At 35.6% G+C, this 15,087-nt stretch carries 13 protein-coding genes and 1 riboswitch; of the genes, 6 read left to right on the top strand and 7 right to left on the bottom strand.

All coding sequences use genetic code 11. The features are described 5' to 3' along the window. Positions 1-4: 4 nt before the first annotated feature. The 3 genes from HLX49_RS11005 to HLX49_RS10995 all read right to left on the bottom strand — a co-directional run bounded on the left by HLX49_RS11005 (position 5) and on the right by HLX49_RS10995 (position 2,857). The gene (locus HLX49_RS11005) at positions 5-937 is read right to left on the bottom strand and encodes an ABC transporter ATP-binding protein (RefSeq protein ID WP_101933088.1); all 933 of its coding nucleotides are present in this window, start codon (positions 935-937) and stop codon (positions 5-7) included. Further along, entirely contained in the window at positions 924-1,943 is a 1,020-nt protein-coding gene (locus HLX49_RS11000) for an ABC transporter ATP-binding protein (protein ID WP_101933089.1), read from the bottom strand. Before HLX49_RS11000 ends, HLX49_RS11005 begins: the two co-directional genes overlap by 14 nt. Positions 1,944-2,170: 227 nt before the next feature. After that, positions 2,171-2,857 carry a copper homeostasis protein CutC gene (locus HLX49_RS10995; RefSeq protein ID WP_077702120.1) on the bottom strand — a complete coding sequence of 229 codons (687 nt, stop codon included), beginning with the start codon at positions 2,855-2,857 and terminating at the stop codon, positions 2,171-2,173. Positions 2,858-3,010: 153 nt separating this feature from the next. Next, positions 3,011-3,110, top strand: a riboswitch (TPP riboswitch). A 168-nt stretch (positions 3,111-3,278) separates the two neighbouring features. Here HLX49_RS10995 and tenA point away from each other — a divergent pair. From tenA to HLX49_RS10975, 4 genes are all read left to right on the top strand, one after another. Continuing rightward, positions 3,279-3,974, top strand: coding sequence for a thiaminase II (tenA, locus tag HLX49_RS10990; RefSeq protein ID WP_077702119.1), 696 nt, complete (start codon positions 3,279-3,281; stop codon positions 3,972-3,974). A gap of 339 nt (positions 3,975-4,313) precedes the next feature. Further along, positions 4,314-4,967, top strand: coding sequence for a response regulator transcription factor (locus HLX49_RS10985; protein WP_077702118.1), 654 nt, complete (start codon positions 4,314-4,316; stop codon positions 4,965-4,967). Position 4,968: 1 nt separating this feature from the next. Further along, complete coding sequence (locus HLX49_RS10980) at positions 4,969-6,414, top strand: sensor histidine kinase (RefSeq protein ID WP_296361891.1); 1,446 nt, start codon at positions 4,969-4,971, stop codon at positions 6,412-6,414. Continuing rightward, positions 6,411-7,142, top strand: a complete 732-nt coding sequence (locus HLX49_RS10975) for a hypothetical protein (RefSeq protein WP_077702116.1) — start codon at positions 6,411-6,413, stop codon at positions 7,140-7,142. The genes HLX49_RS10980 and HLX49_RS10975 overlap by 4 nt, the downstream gene beginning before the upstream one ends. Before the next feature lie 738 nt (positions 7,143-7,880). Here the strand turns inward: HLX49_RS10975 and HLX49_RS10970 are convergent. Further along, positions 7,881-8,897: a D-alanyl-D-alanine carboxypeptidase family protein gene (locus HLX49_RS10970; RefSeq protein WP_296361887.1), complete on the bottom strand. Its 1,017-nt coding sequence runs from the start codon at positions 8,895-8,897 to the stop codon at positions 7,881-7,883. Between the two features lie 21 nt (positions 8,898-8,918). Further along, positions 8,919-9,629 carry an N-acetylmuramoyl-L-alanine amidase family protein gene (locus tag HLX49_RS10965; RefSeq protein WP_296361884.1) on the bottom strand — a complete coding sequence of 237 codons (711 nt, stop codon included), beginning with the start codon at positions 9,627-9,629 and terminating at the stop codon, positions 8,919-8,921. 391 nt (positions 9,630-10,020) lie between these two features. On the opposite strand from HLX49_RS10965, the gene HLX49_RS10960 reads away from it, so the two are divergent. Next, positions 10,021-10,605, top strand: coding sequence for a TetR/AcrR family transcriptional regulator (locus tag HLX49_RS10960; RefSeq protein WP_296361882.1), 585 nt, complete (start codon positions 10,021-10,023; stop codon positions 10,603-10,605). A gap of 35 nt (positions 10,606-10,640) precedes the next feature. Continuing rightward, positions 10,641-11,570, top strand: a complete 930-nt coding sequence (locus HLX49_RS10955) for an MBL fold metallo-hydrolase (protein ID WP_077702112.1) — start codon at positions 10,641-10,643, stop codon at positions 11,568-11,570. A gap of 158 nt (positions 11,571-11,728) precedes the next feature. On the opposite strand, the gene HLX49_RS10950 is transcribed toward HLX49_RS10955, so the two are convergent. Then, entirely contained in the window at positions 11,729-13,054 is a 1,326-nt protein-coding gene (locus tag HLX49_RS10950; RefSeq protein ID WP_296361879.1) for a 6-phospho-alpha-glucosidase, read from the bottom strand. Between the two features lie 23 nt (positions 13,055-13,077). After that, on the bottom strand, positions 13,078-14,685 hold the full coding sequence (locus HLX49_RS10945) for an alpha-glucoside-specific PTS transporter subunit IIBC (protein WP_296361877.1): 1,608 nt from the start codon (positions 14,683-14,685) through the stop codon (positions 13,078-13,080). Between the last annotated feature and the right edge of the window lie 402 nt (positions 14,686-15,087).

Raw genomic sequence — 15,087 nt, 5'->3', positions numbered from 1 at the left:
GCTATCAACCTTTCTGCGGTAAGGCTACTAAATGGGAGTCAGATATCTGTCGTAACGGATACGCCAAACCTTCTTGATTAAAATAATTGTTATAATTTGTCTGATACTCTTTCTCTACTTCAGCTCGAAATTCTTTTTGTTGTATACGGTTAACAGGATTAATATCTGGAATAGCTGCTACTAGGCGTTTCGTATAGATATGTTGCGGTTGATTAAAAATTCTTTCTTTTACTCCTTCTTCCACATATCGCCCCTTATACATAATGCCAATCTCATCACACATATGCTTTACGATGCCTAAATCGTGGCTTATAAATAAGTACGTCAAATTTAAATCCTTTTGAATATCTTGCATAAAGTTAAGGACTTGTGCCTGAACCGAAACATCTAATGCAGAAACAGGCTCATCGGCAATAATCAGTTTTGGCTTTAAGGCAATTGCTCTTGCAATGCCAATCCGTTGCCGTTGTCCACCGGAGAATTGATGCGGGTATTTTAAAATACTTTCAGGGCTTAATCCTACTTGTTCAAGCAATTCTTGTACACGTTTCTTTTCTTCTGTTTTCGTTAAGTTTTCAAAGTTTCGCAACGGCTCTGCGATGATATCGAGTACTCGTTTTCTGCCATTTAGCGAAGAATAAGGATCTTGGAAAATCATTTGAATATCTTTACGAATGTCAGACTTTTTAGATGTAAATCCCGTTAAATCTACACCATCAAACTTCACCGTTCCTGAAGTAATATGATTTAAACCGATAATCGCTTTTCCGGTTGTTGTTTTTCCAGAACCAGACTCTCCTACAAGACCATACGTTTTCCCTCTTTCAATGGAAAAAGATACGCCATCAACAGCTTTTATCGCGCCTATTTTGCGATTTAAGATTCCCCCTCGAATGGGAAAATGGACCTTTAAATTGGTCACCTCAAGAAGCGCCATGAATTGATCCCTCCTCTATCTTTTCTTCAGGGAAATAAAAATGTTTGTAGCAAGTACAGCGTACGAAATGACCTGTATCCACTTCATGTAGCTCAGGAGCTTCTTCATGTGCATCCTCACTAACCCAAGGAATTCGTGCTTTAAATCGGCACCCTTCTCGTGGAAGATTTTGCAAGGACGGAACAATCCCTTGAATGACATGGAGTTTGTCATGCATACTATCTTCTCCCGGAATGGAATTTAATAGGGATCTCGTGTATGGATGAAGCGGTTTTTGAAATAACGTATAAACATCCGCTATCTCTACAATTTGCCCTGCATACATAACGGCTACACGATCCGCCATTTCAGCGACAACACCTAAATCATGGGTAATTAAAATAACACCTGTATTCATTTGTTCTTTTAAATCATTCATTAACCCAAGTATTTGGGCTTGAATCGTTACATCAAGCGCTGTAGTAGGCTCATCAGCAATGAGTAGTTCTGGTTTATTGGCAATAGCGATGGCAATCATCACTCGCTGCCTCATACCACCAGATAATTGATGTGGATACTGTTCACAAGTGTACTCCGGACGAGGAATACCAACTTGATTTAACAAGTGAATCACTCGTTCTTTTCGTTTCGTTTTCGATAACTGTCGATTATGTAATAATAAAGCTTCCCCAATTTGATCTTCCACCGTCATCAACGGATTTAACGCTGTTAACGGGTCTTGAAAAATCATAGACATATGATTTCCTCGTAGCTTATTTAAATTACTTGCTGGTATATTTACAATGTCTTGTCCTTTAACATAAATATTTCCTTCTATTTTTGCTTTCGTATGTAACCCCATAACAGAAAAAGCTAGGGCACTTTTCCCAGAACCAGATTCTCCTACAATGGCCAATGTCTCATTCTTATTAACAGATAAAGAAACATCATCTACTGCAGCATAATAATTGTCATCTATTCTAAAAGATGTTTTTAAATTTTTAATTTCTAATAATTTGTTGTTCATGATCCCCCTCCTTTATCTTTCATTAAAAATGAAGCAAACTAGAATATAGATAAAAAATATACATAGTTTACTTAATTTTTCATCAATTGTTGTTATTGTATTATATTCTATTTTTCTGAATAAATCAATAAAATCATTTAATTTAAAGGAATTTTCGCAATCAAAAAAATAATGCATGAAGCGAGCCTGAGCTTGTTTAATAAGCTCAGGCTCTACCTATGTCAGATTTATTTTTGGAGTATATTTTTTATTTGTTGTATCTTGCTGCGATCCAGTTTATATGCGAATGAATCGTTCCTTCTAGCGCCAGAACCAAAGTGGAATGCATGGGGTTTCACTTGCTCGTATACATCAGCAAAGGTTGCTGGCTTTAAACCATGCCCCACCATCATATTTACATGTGTATCCGCAGCCAAATGAATCAATCGTTGTAGCTGCGGAATTGCATCAGGTGCTTTATAGTTACCTCCTGCAGTTAACACTGTCGTTATTTGCTTATATTGTGCCAAGCATGCTAACGCTTCTTCTTGGTCACGAGCAAAATCAAACGCCCGATGAAAAGTTACTTCTAAATCATCAGCCACATCTAATAGCTGTTTCAACACTTCCTCATCAACTGTTTTTTCAGCAGTCAATGCCCCTATAACGATACCGTTTGCACCCATCTTTTTAATCAGATCTATATCTTCCTTCATCGTGTCTATATCGTATTTGTTGTATACAAATGATTGACTATGCGGACGAACCATGACATTTATAGGCAGATGGACAGCTTCAACCGCTTTTTTTAGTAAACCGTAACTTGGTGTAAGCCCTATTTCTGCCATCGCAGGGCTAAGTTCAATCCGATCTGCTCCATACTGCTCTGCTTCTATCACATCCGTTAAGTTCGTAGCAATAACTTCTAAAAGCATGAACAACCCTCTCCTTTACACACAATACCCTTATCCTACCTGATGAGAGCGCCTTTTAATAGACCAAAAAGATGCAAAGAACCTACTACTATCCTCACTTCCTTTGCCTAAATCTACCATCTATGCTTTAATGGCAATACATAGTGTTATTATATATCTCACTAGGGGAGCAATTTTATTGCTGAGAAAGGAAACTTGACCCTTTGAACCTGATCTAGTTTGTACTAGCGTAGGGAAGTGACAACTTGCATGAATAGTAATAATCAGGCAATCACTTCCCCATTCTATTTACATCGTAGAATGGGGATTATTATTTTCTCCAGATGCAAGTACGTCTTATCCTGAACTACAAAGGTTTGTTGTTTCCACATCTTCTCTAGCATTAAAATAATTTCAATTATCGAGAGGAGAATATAGTATTATGCAACAACTATTTACAGATCGTTTATGGAAAAAGGTAGAGCCAATTTGGAAATCCTATTTGGAGCATCCGTTTGTAAAAGGGTTAGGAGAAGGTTGGCTTGATAAGGAAAAGTTCAAGCACTGGATGAAGCAAGACTATGTTTATTTAATAGAATATTCTCGCTTGTTTGCACTAGGAAGCGCGAAAGCACATGATTTATCAACAATGACAACGTTTGCCAATTTACTTCATGGAACCTTGCATATGGAAATGGATTTACATCGTAACTATGCAAGCAAGTTTGGCATAACTGCTGATGAATTAGAAGAAACAGAAGCGGCGGCAACAACGACTGCATACACAAGTTATATGCTAAATGTGGCACAACAAGGTGGCATAGAAAATACAGTCGCCGCCGTACTCGCTTGTGCTTGGAGTTATAATTACATTGGCAAAGCATTGGCAGCCTGGCCAAACGCCTTGGAACATGAATTTTATGGCAATTGGGTACAAATGTATTCCTCCGAAGATTTTACAGCACTGGCTAACGATTGCATTGATTTAATTAATACAATTGCGGAAGATAAACCAGAACACGAGTTAACCATCTTGGAAGATATCGTTGTGAAAACGAGCTATTTTGAATATATGTTCTGGGACATGGCAGAACATCAAGCCATGTGGCCTGTCCCTGTTGCTGCCCAAAACTTATAATTCTTTGCAAATCTTTATCCGTTGAAATGACTATTAAAAGCAATAAACTAAAAAAGCAATAATTATTTTGGACCAATATCAGGCGGCATGATCTACAGATTTTTAACTTCATAAAAATCCGCCCTAAAAATGTAAAGCTCATCATTTAAAAGCTACGGCTATCACCATAAAGACTTGGTGACATGTCGTAGCTTTCTTTATTCCTTAGGTAGAACGATACAATAGCTTGCTAACAGCCTATTATAACCTATAGATTTCGAAAGGATATATATACCAGATAGATATGATACAACATTGTTACACAGATAATTTATAATGAAAGAGAGGGAGGTTTGCCCAATGGTTCGAATACTAATCGTTGAAGATGAAAAACCAATATCTGACTTAATAAAAATGAGTCTCGGAGATGCAGGATATGAATGTTTCTGTGCCTATGATGGAGAACAAGCTGCTGATATGATTGAAGCAAATCATTTTGATTTAGCAATTTTAGATATTATGCTCCCCAAAATTAATGGCTATGATTTACTAGAATATATCCAGCCTTACGATATACCAGTCATATTTTTAACTGCCAAATCAGATGTAACGGATAAAGTAAAAGGGTTAAAGCTTGGAGCGGAAGACTACCTAACGAAACCTTTTGAAATCGTAGAATTACTAGCCCGAGTGGAAACTGTTTTACGCAGATATGATAAAAACAAACAATTTATAGAATTGTTTGATATAAAAATAGATACGCTTTCCAGAGTCGTAACCAAATCAGGAAAAACTGTTAATCTAACAGCGAAAGAGTACGACTTATTATTATTATTTATCAACAATAAAAATATTGCTCTATTTCGGAGTAACATCTCTATGAAAGTATGGGGAGAAGATTTTGTCGGCGAAAGCAGGACGATTGACCTGCACGTGCAACGCATGCGACAAAAGCTTGGTTTAAAGGATAAAATCGTAGCAGTCTATAAGGTGGGCTATAGACTAGAGGTATAGCATGAAGTTATTTTGGAAAATATTTTATTCCACGATGATCGTATCTGTCTCCTGCTTCAGCATTGGAAGTTATATATTAATTGACTCCGCTTTTCAAGATTCTATCAAGCGCGAAGCCACTTCTGTATTTGAGGAAAATGATATTTTAAGATACTCGCTACAAAAAGAACTACGAGAGGCTTCCGTATCGGATTTTTTCTTCGCTGATGAAAAAAACAAGGAATCAATATCCAATGAAGAGCTACTCATAACCGTTGCCTCCTCCTTAACCATTTATGAATCTGGTGGAGAACTTACTTTTCGTATTAGTAACCAGGACGGACATGTCGTATACGATAATTTTAATGAAGATTTAAGTAACGATGCCGTTACACAAATATCGAATCAATCTAAAGGCTACCAAGTAAAAAATGTTAATGGGAAATATTTTCTTCACGCTATGACACCACTGCAATTACATGAAGATTTATTCTACATTGAAAACTTTCGAGAAATATCCGATATTTTTGCGAGTAAAAATGACCAATGGACAATGTATATGTATATTACGCTGCTGATGATTGGAATAGGTGCAATCGTCATGCTAGTCACTGCATGGCTACTGACAAAACCGATCTATAAATTATCGAAAGCAACGAAACAGATTACTAAAGGAAATTTTGAAGAACGAACGAGTGTTAGCAGCTATGTTGAGGTTGAGGAATTATCCCGCAATTTTAATTTTATGGCTGAACATATTGAAGAAATGATTTCCCAGTTAAAAGAAGCCAATCAAAGACAAGAAACATTTATTGGGAGTATTAGTCATGAATTAAAAACACCACTTACTACCATGATAGGTTATGCAGATATGCTTCGCTCTAAAAAGTTAGATTCAGAACAAACATTTATGGCAGCGAATTATATTTTTCAAGAAGGAAAGCGAATTGAGGAGTTAACAATGAAATTACTCGATTTGTTGGTATTAAAAAAACGAGATATTGAAACAAAACCCATAAAAGCAACTGCCTTTTTCAGCCCCTTGCAACAGTACATGGAACCTATTTTTGAAAAAGAAAATATGGATTTTCATGTGGAAGCAGAAGAAGCTATGATACCTATTGAGCCCGATTTAATGCGAACCGTTTGTACCAATTTACTCGATAATGCAAGAAAAGCAATCGATCATGATCATGGAGAAATTACGCTCCATGGCTTTATCCACCAAAACGACTATCACATCCGTATTTGTGATAATGGAAAAGGTATTCAAACAGATGAAATGGCTAAAATTACCGACGCTTTTTATATGGTTGATAAATCAAGAGCAAGGGTACAAGGAAGTGTGGGTCTAGGACTTGCTATTTGCAGTGAGATTATCCATTTACACAAAGCTGAACTGACATTTGACAGTGAGTTTGGCAAAGGTACTTGTGTGACAGTAATGATTAAAGGTGTGAAGCGATGATGAAAAAGAATAAAATACACCTTACCAACGTTCTTTTAGCTATTATAGGGGTTAGCATCGCTTTCTTACCATTTATTTTAAAAAATGTTCAAGAGGAGCGTTTGTTGAATCATATTTTTGTATCAAATTTCCAAACAGAAGAAAAACAAGTGAATGATAATCAAACGACATCCATTGAAGAAAAGTTAAAATTAATCGTTAATCATTATGACGGAAATGAAAACATTGCCATCATTGAAAAAAGTAATGATGAGACGAAAAGAGCTGAATACCTTTCTAAGGGAATTAATGAAATCAAAGAACTGCAAAACAAAGGGTTGTTTCCACAAATTGATATGCAACCTGAATTCACGATCATTAATTCCAATATCAAAACATTTTTAAATACACAACACCCCCAGCACACAGTAACGATCTGGGAAGCTTTCTTTTCCACTAATGGTGTAGAAATAAATATATCAATGGACACCCAAACGAATAAAATCTATGAGTATCGAGTGAGCCCAAGTAATAACAAATCCTTATCTATGACTGATCATGATCAAACTACTACAAAATTAGCTAATTATTTTAATGTGAAAGTAAGTGAAAAAAAATTAATCGATAAAAGAACAGAAAAAATATATACGCTAGCGGACGAAGACGTCTATATTTCCTTTTTTTCCGATAGGTATTTTGCGAGTTTCTATTTAATTCCTGCATTTGAAGCAGAAAAGAAGCAATTTTGATGGATAAATGAGCTAACTATGATACGTTGATCTATTATACTTTCTAGTAAGAAGAGAGATCGCAGGTTTAACACTTCCATTTCTCACCATAGACAACTGTTCAAAATATGAAAACTTATATTCCAATTTAGTACGATATCCATGAACAGTTCGTTCTAAAATGAGCACACAAAAAACCTTGATCTCGCTTTTCCCCTTTTTATATAGAATGCTTGACGATTCTTTCATAGAGTCGTCAATTTTTTGCTTATGTTAGCAAGCGAGTAGATTAACATTATGCACATTAGAAGAACTGGCTTGTCGCCAAGTCTTATGACAAAAAAACGCTGTCGTTTTTCTTGTACGACAAACCTTTAAACTTTTATACTTTCCTATAGTGGAATAAAAATCTCGGGGCGCCCATTTAGCAACGGAGCGGGTGAAACGAATCAACTAAAGATTTAGGAATCAAGCCACTACGACAGGGAGTATGCCGGCTTCAGGCGGCAAGCACGTTTTTAGTCGGCTTTCCTCTTAGAGACGAATCGATAATGACTTCTCGTAAGGTGACTTCGTGAAGTCGCTTAGTTGCTGAGCAACGGAGACGGACATGGCTTATTCGGTAATGTTGTTAAACAATACACAAGCCTCTAATTTTATAATTTTGTATTTCCTTAGAAAAACAAAGGCTTATACTTAGGCTTTCCTATAATACAAAGAAACAGCCTGTAAATTACCTACAAGCTGTATTCACTATCGTTATTCTGCTGTCAAATATTCTTCTAATGTTAATTCATTCTCTGTTATTTCTTTAGCAGCCTTCTTACCTACATAACGAATATGCCATGGCTCATATTGATATTGCGTAATCTCTTCTTTTCCTTTAGGAAAGCGAATAATAAAACCATATTCAGCTGCATTTTCCGCTAACCATTTACCTTCATCTGTATTAGCAAAGTCCTCATTTAATTGGAAACCCATATCTCTACTCGTCACATCCATCGTTAAACCTGTCTGATGCTCACTTTCCCCTGGTCGAGCACTTACTTGGTTAGCTTGTTCTTCTCCTAACGATTGGACATTAGATGCAAATACTGTTTCTTGGCGATCATAAGAACGATATCCTGATTGAGCAAACAACTCTAGCCCCGCCTTATCTGCAGCGGCAAACAAATCTTCAATTGCTGTAGCTGCAATTTTACGCACTTTCTTTTTCGGTAAATCTTCTGTAAAAGGATAATTTATGTCGGGTACCACTAAATCAACAGGTGTATAATCTGCTGGTAATGCATTTTCCTTATTTACTAACACCAATTGTTCATACGGATTTGCAATTACATTAGTGCCGCTATCTGTTGTAGCAGGCTCTGCTTTTGCAGGTAGTTTTTTTCCAGGTTCAAAATCATGACTTCCATCTTTAACCAATTGCTTAACTACCTCTGCTGTTTCTTCTTCATATATACCAGTCAAAGGTAAATCTTTCTGCATTTGTAAATCAGTAATTGCCCATACTGTAGCTGCATCAAAATCACCATTATCTTTTATATCATAGCCAATTTCTTTTAAAGCAAGCTGTAATGCCTTAACATCTTCTCCGCTATCTAATTTTTGCAAAGCCGCTTCAGGAAGTTGTAATTCCTCCATTGTATTTTCTGTGTTATCCTCGGCTTTGGACTGCTTATCTGCTTGTTGTTCTTTATCGTCATTTCCACATGCTGATGTAAATACTAATACGAATAATAAAACGATAAAGCTGATAATATGTTTCCGTTTCATGCTTTCCTCTCCTTCACAACACTAGCTTGAAACATTTTCATTTGTTTCAAAGTAATTCTTTAACCCACGTACAATTGCTTCTGCCACCGTTTGACTGTATTCATCAGACTGAATAACTGCTAATTCTTCGGGGTTACTCATAAAACCTAGTTCTAAAAGAATTGCTGGTACTTCATTGTTTCTTAATACAGCATAGCTATCTTCTAGTATCCCTCTATCCTTTAATGAGATGGCATTACCCAGGGACTGATGGATGCTCTGTGCCAATCGATATTCTTTTTCCTGAGAATAATAATACGTATGAAAGCCACCTACGCTAGAATCCTCAAATGAATTGTAATGAATACTGATAAAAGCGTCCGGCATTGCTTCATTACTCATGCTTCTTCTTTCTTTTAACGGTATTTTTACATCTTCTTTCCTAGTCATTATAACATTAGCTCCAGCTTCACGTAACGCTTTTTCTATCGGTTTTGTTGTATTTGTAACTAAATCTTTTTCATATATGTCATTAATTCCAATTGAACCAGGATCTCTTCCCCCATGTCCAGGGTCGATCATTACTGTATGCCCGCTCAATTCTCCTGAATCCGTTGTAGCATTTAAGGTTTCTTGTTCTGTTTCACCTACTGTCTTCGTCTTGCCTTCCGCAGAGTCATTATCTCCACATGCTGCTAATAAAATGAATAACAGAGATAATATAATTAACATGGTTATTTGCTTTCGCTTCATAAACTATATTCCTTTCCCTCTGCTCCTAAAATTTTATCTGATCTAGAAACATATCATAGATTAAATAATTAGAACTTTGTTGTTTATTAACTTTAAACCCGAGATTCTTATATATAGCTTATGAAAGCAACGTATCAGACTACCATAATTATTCAATCATAGTTGTATCATATATTAAAAAGAATATTACTCACTTTCATATTTCACAGTTTCTAAAAAAATTAATTGTTAGAAAAACTTAGCTTGTCGCCAAGTCTTATGGCGAAAGCCATAGTTTTTTGCCTTTAATATAAATCCTGAAAACCTTTATAATTTTCTATAGTTGCAAAAAAAACAGCCTCCTTTATAATTTAGTTAACGTTAATTAAATTATTTTTTGGGGGGCTTATAAGTGAGTAAAGGGGAACAAACAAAAAAGAAAATTCTGGAGAATGGTCTAATATTATTTTCTACTAAAGGTTATGAACAAACTTCCCTAAAAGACATTGCTTCAGAAGTATCCATAAAAGCGCCTGCAATTTATGCTCATTTTGCTAACAAAAAAGTACTGTTTGAAATCATATTTGAAAAAGTAATCACAGATTATATTGAACATCTAACCGACCGTATATCTACTATTCAGAAATCATCTACAAAAGAACAACTCTATGAACTTTTAGTTGGGACTAACATTTTTTTTTATGAGAATAAGCATATAGGACTCTTTATGAAAAAGTATAGCCTTTCACCACCTGAAAGCATCAATCCTATAACTCAAAAAAAAATGCAAACACTAACCAACAATATTGAAGTTATATTATGTTCATTTCTTGAGGAAACCCCAGATCGACAATTTATTGAAACAAATAAAATAATAGATACATTCTTTTCTTTGCTTGACGGTAGCTTCTTCTATTTAGAAAATTTTTCCAAACAAGATTTTTATATTAGAATGAATAATATTTGGGAGGTGTTTTGGAAAGGAATTCAAAAATAACCTCTATTAAAATCTACAACAAAAGGAGTAATTCAATGATGAAAAATAGAAAAAACAAAAAAAGAATATTTATTCCTTCACTACTTTTTGGTGGATTTTTAGTCATGAATAGGCATAAATTTCCTCAGTTAATGTTTTCTCTTCTTTGCGGTGTAAAACCTTTTGGATTAATTAAAAAAGAAGAAATAAAATTAGATGATCATGTAAAATGGTTTAACGATTATTATACAATCAATTATATAGATGGAAAAACGATTGCCATTGGTGAGCCTAGGTATTATCAAAGCAATGTTAACTATTTAATATTAGGAGACAAGCAAGCGTTACTATTAGATACTGGGCCAGGGATTCGGAATATTAAACCTGTAGTAGAAAGCTTAACATCGCTACCTATAACTGTAATGAATTCGCATTTTCACTATGATCATGTGGGAAACCATGAAAAATTTAGTGACATTAAATTAACAGAGAACCAAATAGAAAAACAAATAGTAAAAGAAGATACTTTAATACCTCGTAAATATTCATTTGTGGGACAATTAGAAGGATTTGCTCCTCCTAAGATAAAATTTAAAGAAATTTTAAAAGAAGGTACTTTCATTGATCTTGGAAATAGACAGCTAGAAATTATTTTTACACCGGGACATAGCAACGATTCTATCTCGTTATATGACAAAGAATTAAATCAATTATTTGTAGGTGATCTTATTTACCATGGCCCAATCTTGGCTGCTACATTAATCCCTGGTGTAGATATAAAGAAATATCTTTCTTCAACCAAAAAATTAATTAGCAAAACAAACGCTGATACCTTATTGTTTGGTGGTCATACATTAGATGTAAATCATCCATCTATTCAACAACATAACTTAATAGATCTCAAAATGTTTTTAGAAAGGAATGAAAGAAGCAGGGTATTACCTAAAAAACAAAAAATTAACGATAAAGTAGATATCCTTTACTAAAAAGAGAGACGACTTTATTAAGACTTCGCTTATCGCAAAGTCTTGTTTCCTCCCTATATACAAATTCTAAAATTAAATGCTTTCCTATAGTGTTAAAAAAAACTGTCCAAAAAGGTTTTACTCACCTTTTTAGACAGTTTGGTTTATGGCTTATTTCATTAGGATAGTTCTGGCCAGTATACTTTATTCGCCTCATATAAATCATCTAGTAAATCTTTCGCAACTTTTGCACTTGGAACGATTTTGGATAAAGTCAATGCTTGCCATAGTTTTTGATATGATTTCTCTGCCCAAGCTTCGACGACAAGCTTTTCAACTGCGACTTGCTGTTCCATTAACCCTTTTTGAAAACGAGGAATCTCTCCCATAACAAGTGGCTCAGGACCTTGGCTACCAACGATACATGGGACTTCTACCATCGCTGTCGGTTCAAAATTACTTATTGCTCCGTTGTTTTCAACAATAAGGAGCATGCGTTCTTTTGAATTATAAGCAATTGCACGAGCTAAATCTACGATATAAGAAGCATGTTCATCAATTTCTAGTTCTGTTCCTTCTGCTGTTTGGTTATCAATTATTTTTTGACATTCACTGAATACAAGCTTTTCACGTCCATCCATAACTTCATTCGCTCGTGTATAGTCTGGATTCGACTGTTCTACGACATAATCTGGATAAAAATAATATTTTAAATACGTGTTTGGAACGGTTGTCGGATCAAGGGCTTGCACATCTTTTGCTTTAGCAAATGTACTGTTCCAACTAGCATCTGAATGCTGTTTACTCTCATCCACTGTTACATAACCATGTTTAGAAACATGCTCGCGAATTTTAGGCATGAGGTCGTTTCCTTCTTTATCACGAATATCAAACCACCAGCCAAAATGGTTTAATCCAAAGTATTTCACTTCCATTTCTTTACGAGAAGATAGTCCAATGGATGCAGCCATTAATTCTTCAATACCAATTGGCATATCACATATATTTAATATTTTAGAATTTGGACGTAAAAGACGCGTTGCTTCTGCTACAATAGCTGCAGGGTTTGAATAATTTAAGAACCATGCATCTGGTGAATATTTTTCCATATAATCAACAAGTTCAATAACTGGTCCAATGGAACGCATACCATATGCAATTCCACCTGGTCCACATGTTTCTTGACCGACAACACCATATTTCAGTGGTATTTTTTCATCTTTTTCACGCATTGCATATTTACCAACACGGATATGAGCCATGACAAAATCAATGTTACTAAATGCTTCTTCCGGGTCAATTGTTTCAACAAACTTAATTTGTGGAGCTCTTTCTTTTAATAAGATCCTACAACCTCCTGCTACAGTTCCTTGACGTTCTTCATCATTATCATACAGCTTTATTTCTTTAATTGGAAAACGATCCAAGTTTTCTAAGAGCATTAATATAATCCCAGGAGTAAATGTACTACCTCCACCAGCAATTGTAATTGAAAATTGTTTCATGATTTTTTCCTCCTTGATGTGTTTTACTGCTTTTGATTTAAAAATGTATCTATGGAATCACGGACTTGTGGCACGGATAATCCAACAATTACTTGAATACTCTTGTTATTTCTTACCACACCGTGGGCTTCCCCATATTCTTTAAAATACATGTCATCCTCGACTTTATTTGGATCATATACTGTGACACGTAAACGCGTTGCACAATTTGTAACATCTTCTATATTTTCTGCACCACCAAGACCTTGGAGATAGATAGCTGCTTTTCGTTCATATTCATTGTTGTATTTTTGTTCTGCATGAGCTACGTCGTTTTCAGATCCTGATTTACTTGCTTTATAGTCTTGTTTGGTGTACAGCTTTGTTTCACTATTGTCATCCTTTTCTCGACCTGGCATTGGAATATCAAACTTCAAAATTAAAAACTTAAAGGTATAGTAATAAATGACAATGAAGATGATTCCAATGATAAATTGAACCATGTACACGCCCCAATGGTTCCCCATAAGCGGTACCCAGTTTGTTGCGGCTATTTCAATTAACCCGCCACCCATATTACCAACTAGACCAAATCCATGCATTATTGTAACCATAGTTGCCCCTAGAACTGCATGAAGTGCAAATAAGTATGGAGCAATAAATAAGAATGTAAACTCAAGCGGCTCGGTAATACCTGCAAATACAGCGGTTAACGCTGCTGCAAATAATAATGCACCTACTTTTTTACGTTTTTCTGGTTTTGCTGTATGATAAAGGGCAAGTGCAATACCGATGGAACCAAACATTTTGATGTTTCCTTGTAACAAGAAGCCGCCGCCTGGGAAGATATCATTTAATGCACCAGTAAACTGTGAATACTCTGTTAAATGAGAGATCCAATACGACTTCATACCACCGTCAACCACTGCTGGTCCATATTCAAATGGTGTATATATAAAATGATGTAACCCCGTCGGAATTAAAATTCGCTCCAAGAAGTGGAACAGCCATACACCGATATAACTGGATGAAACTAAAAAGTCTTGTAAAGATGCAATACCATTTTGCACCATTGGCCAAATCCAGCTTGTAAGAAAAGCAAGTGGAATCATTAAGAAGAAAGAGATCATTACTACGAATGGTCCACCTTGAAAAATCCCAATGGATTCAGGCAATTTCTTTTCATAATAACGATTGTGTAACCAGATAACGAGCGCAGAAATAAAGATAGCACCGATAATGTTCGTATCTAATGTTTTGATACCAACAATTTCTTTTAATCCGCTTGTACCACCAACTTCACTAGCAAAGTCGACACCGAATGCTGGCCCCCAAATCGTTAAAATGCCGTTAATAAAGTAGTTAAACATTAAGTAACCCATGACAGACGAAAGAACAGCACGACCTGGCGCTTTCTTTGCCAGAGATATTGGAAGCCCAATAACAAATACAAGCTCCATTTGATTAAATACGGTCCAACCACCATTTTCGATTAATGTCCAAATTTGGTACCATAGTCCATCTGGGTTAGCCAACTCTCCCATGACAGCCTCATTCTTGAACAATGTTGCCACGCCTACCACTATACCAAAAAATGGAAATAATAGCACTGGTACAATCATGGCACTTCCAAATCTACGGATTGCGTTCATACATATACACCACCTATTTTTTAGTAAAATAACGAATGATAACCTATTCTTTTTAAAACGTAGCTTATCGCCGAGTTTAAGAGTAAAACGCTGTCGATTTTTTTGTACGATAAACTTTAAAAACTCGATATTTTCCTATAAAGTAAAAAACTCCTTCATTAACCTTTTATACTTGAATACCTCCTCGACACTTTTATACCTTTTCAAGGAATACTTCAATAGTTAATCTTACATCATACGAAAAATGAAATAATAAGGAACAAAGGCGCAAGCGTCCGTTCAGCAACGTAGCGACTGGAACGAATCAACTGAGATAAAGGAATCACGGTGAGGAACGAACCGATGATGACTTATCGTAGGGCGATTTCGTGAAGTCGCCTAGTTGCTGGGCGCTGGAGCCGG

The sequence above is a fragment of the Virgibacillus sp. genome (assembly GCF_013393565.1).
Lineage (GTDB): Bacteria > Bacillota > Bacilli > Bacillales > Amphibacillaceae > Virgibacillus > Virgibacillus dokdonensis.
Note: the sequence above shows the minus strand (reverse complement) of the source record. Positions and strands in the feature narration are given on the sequence as shown.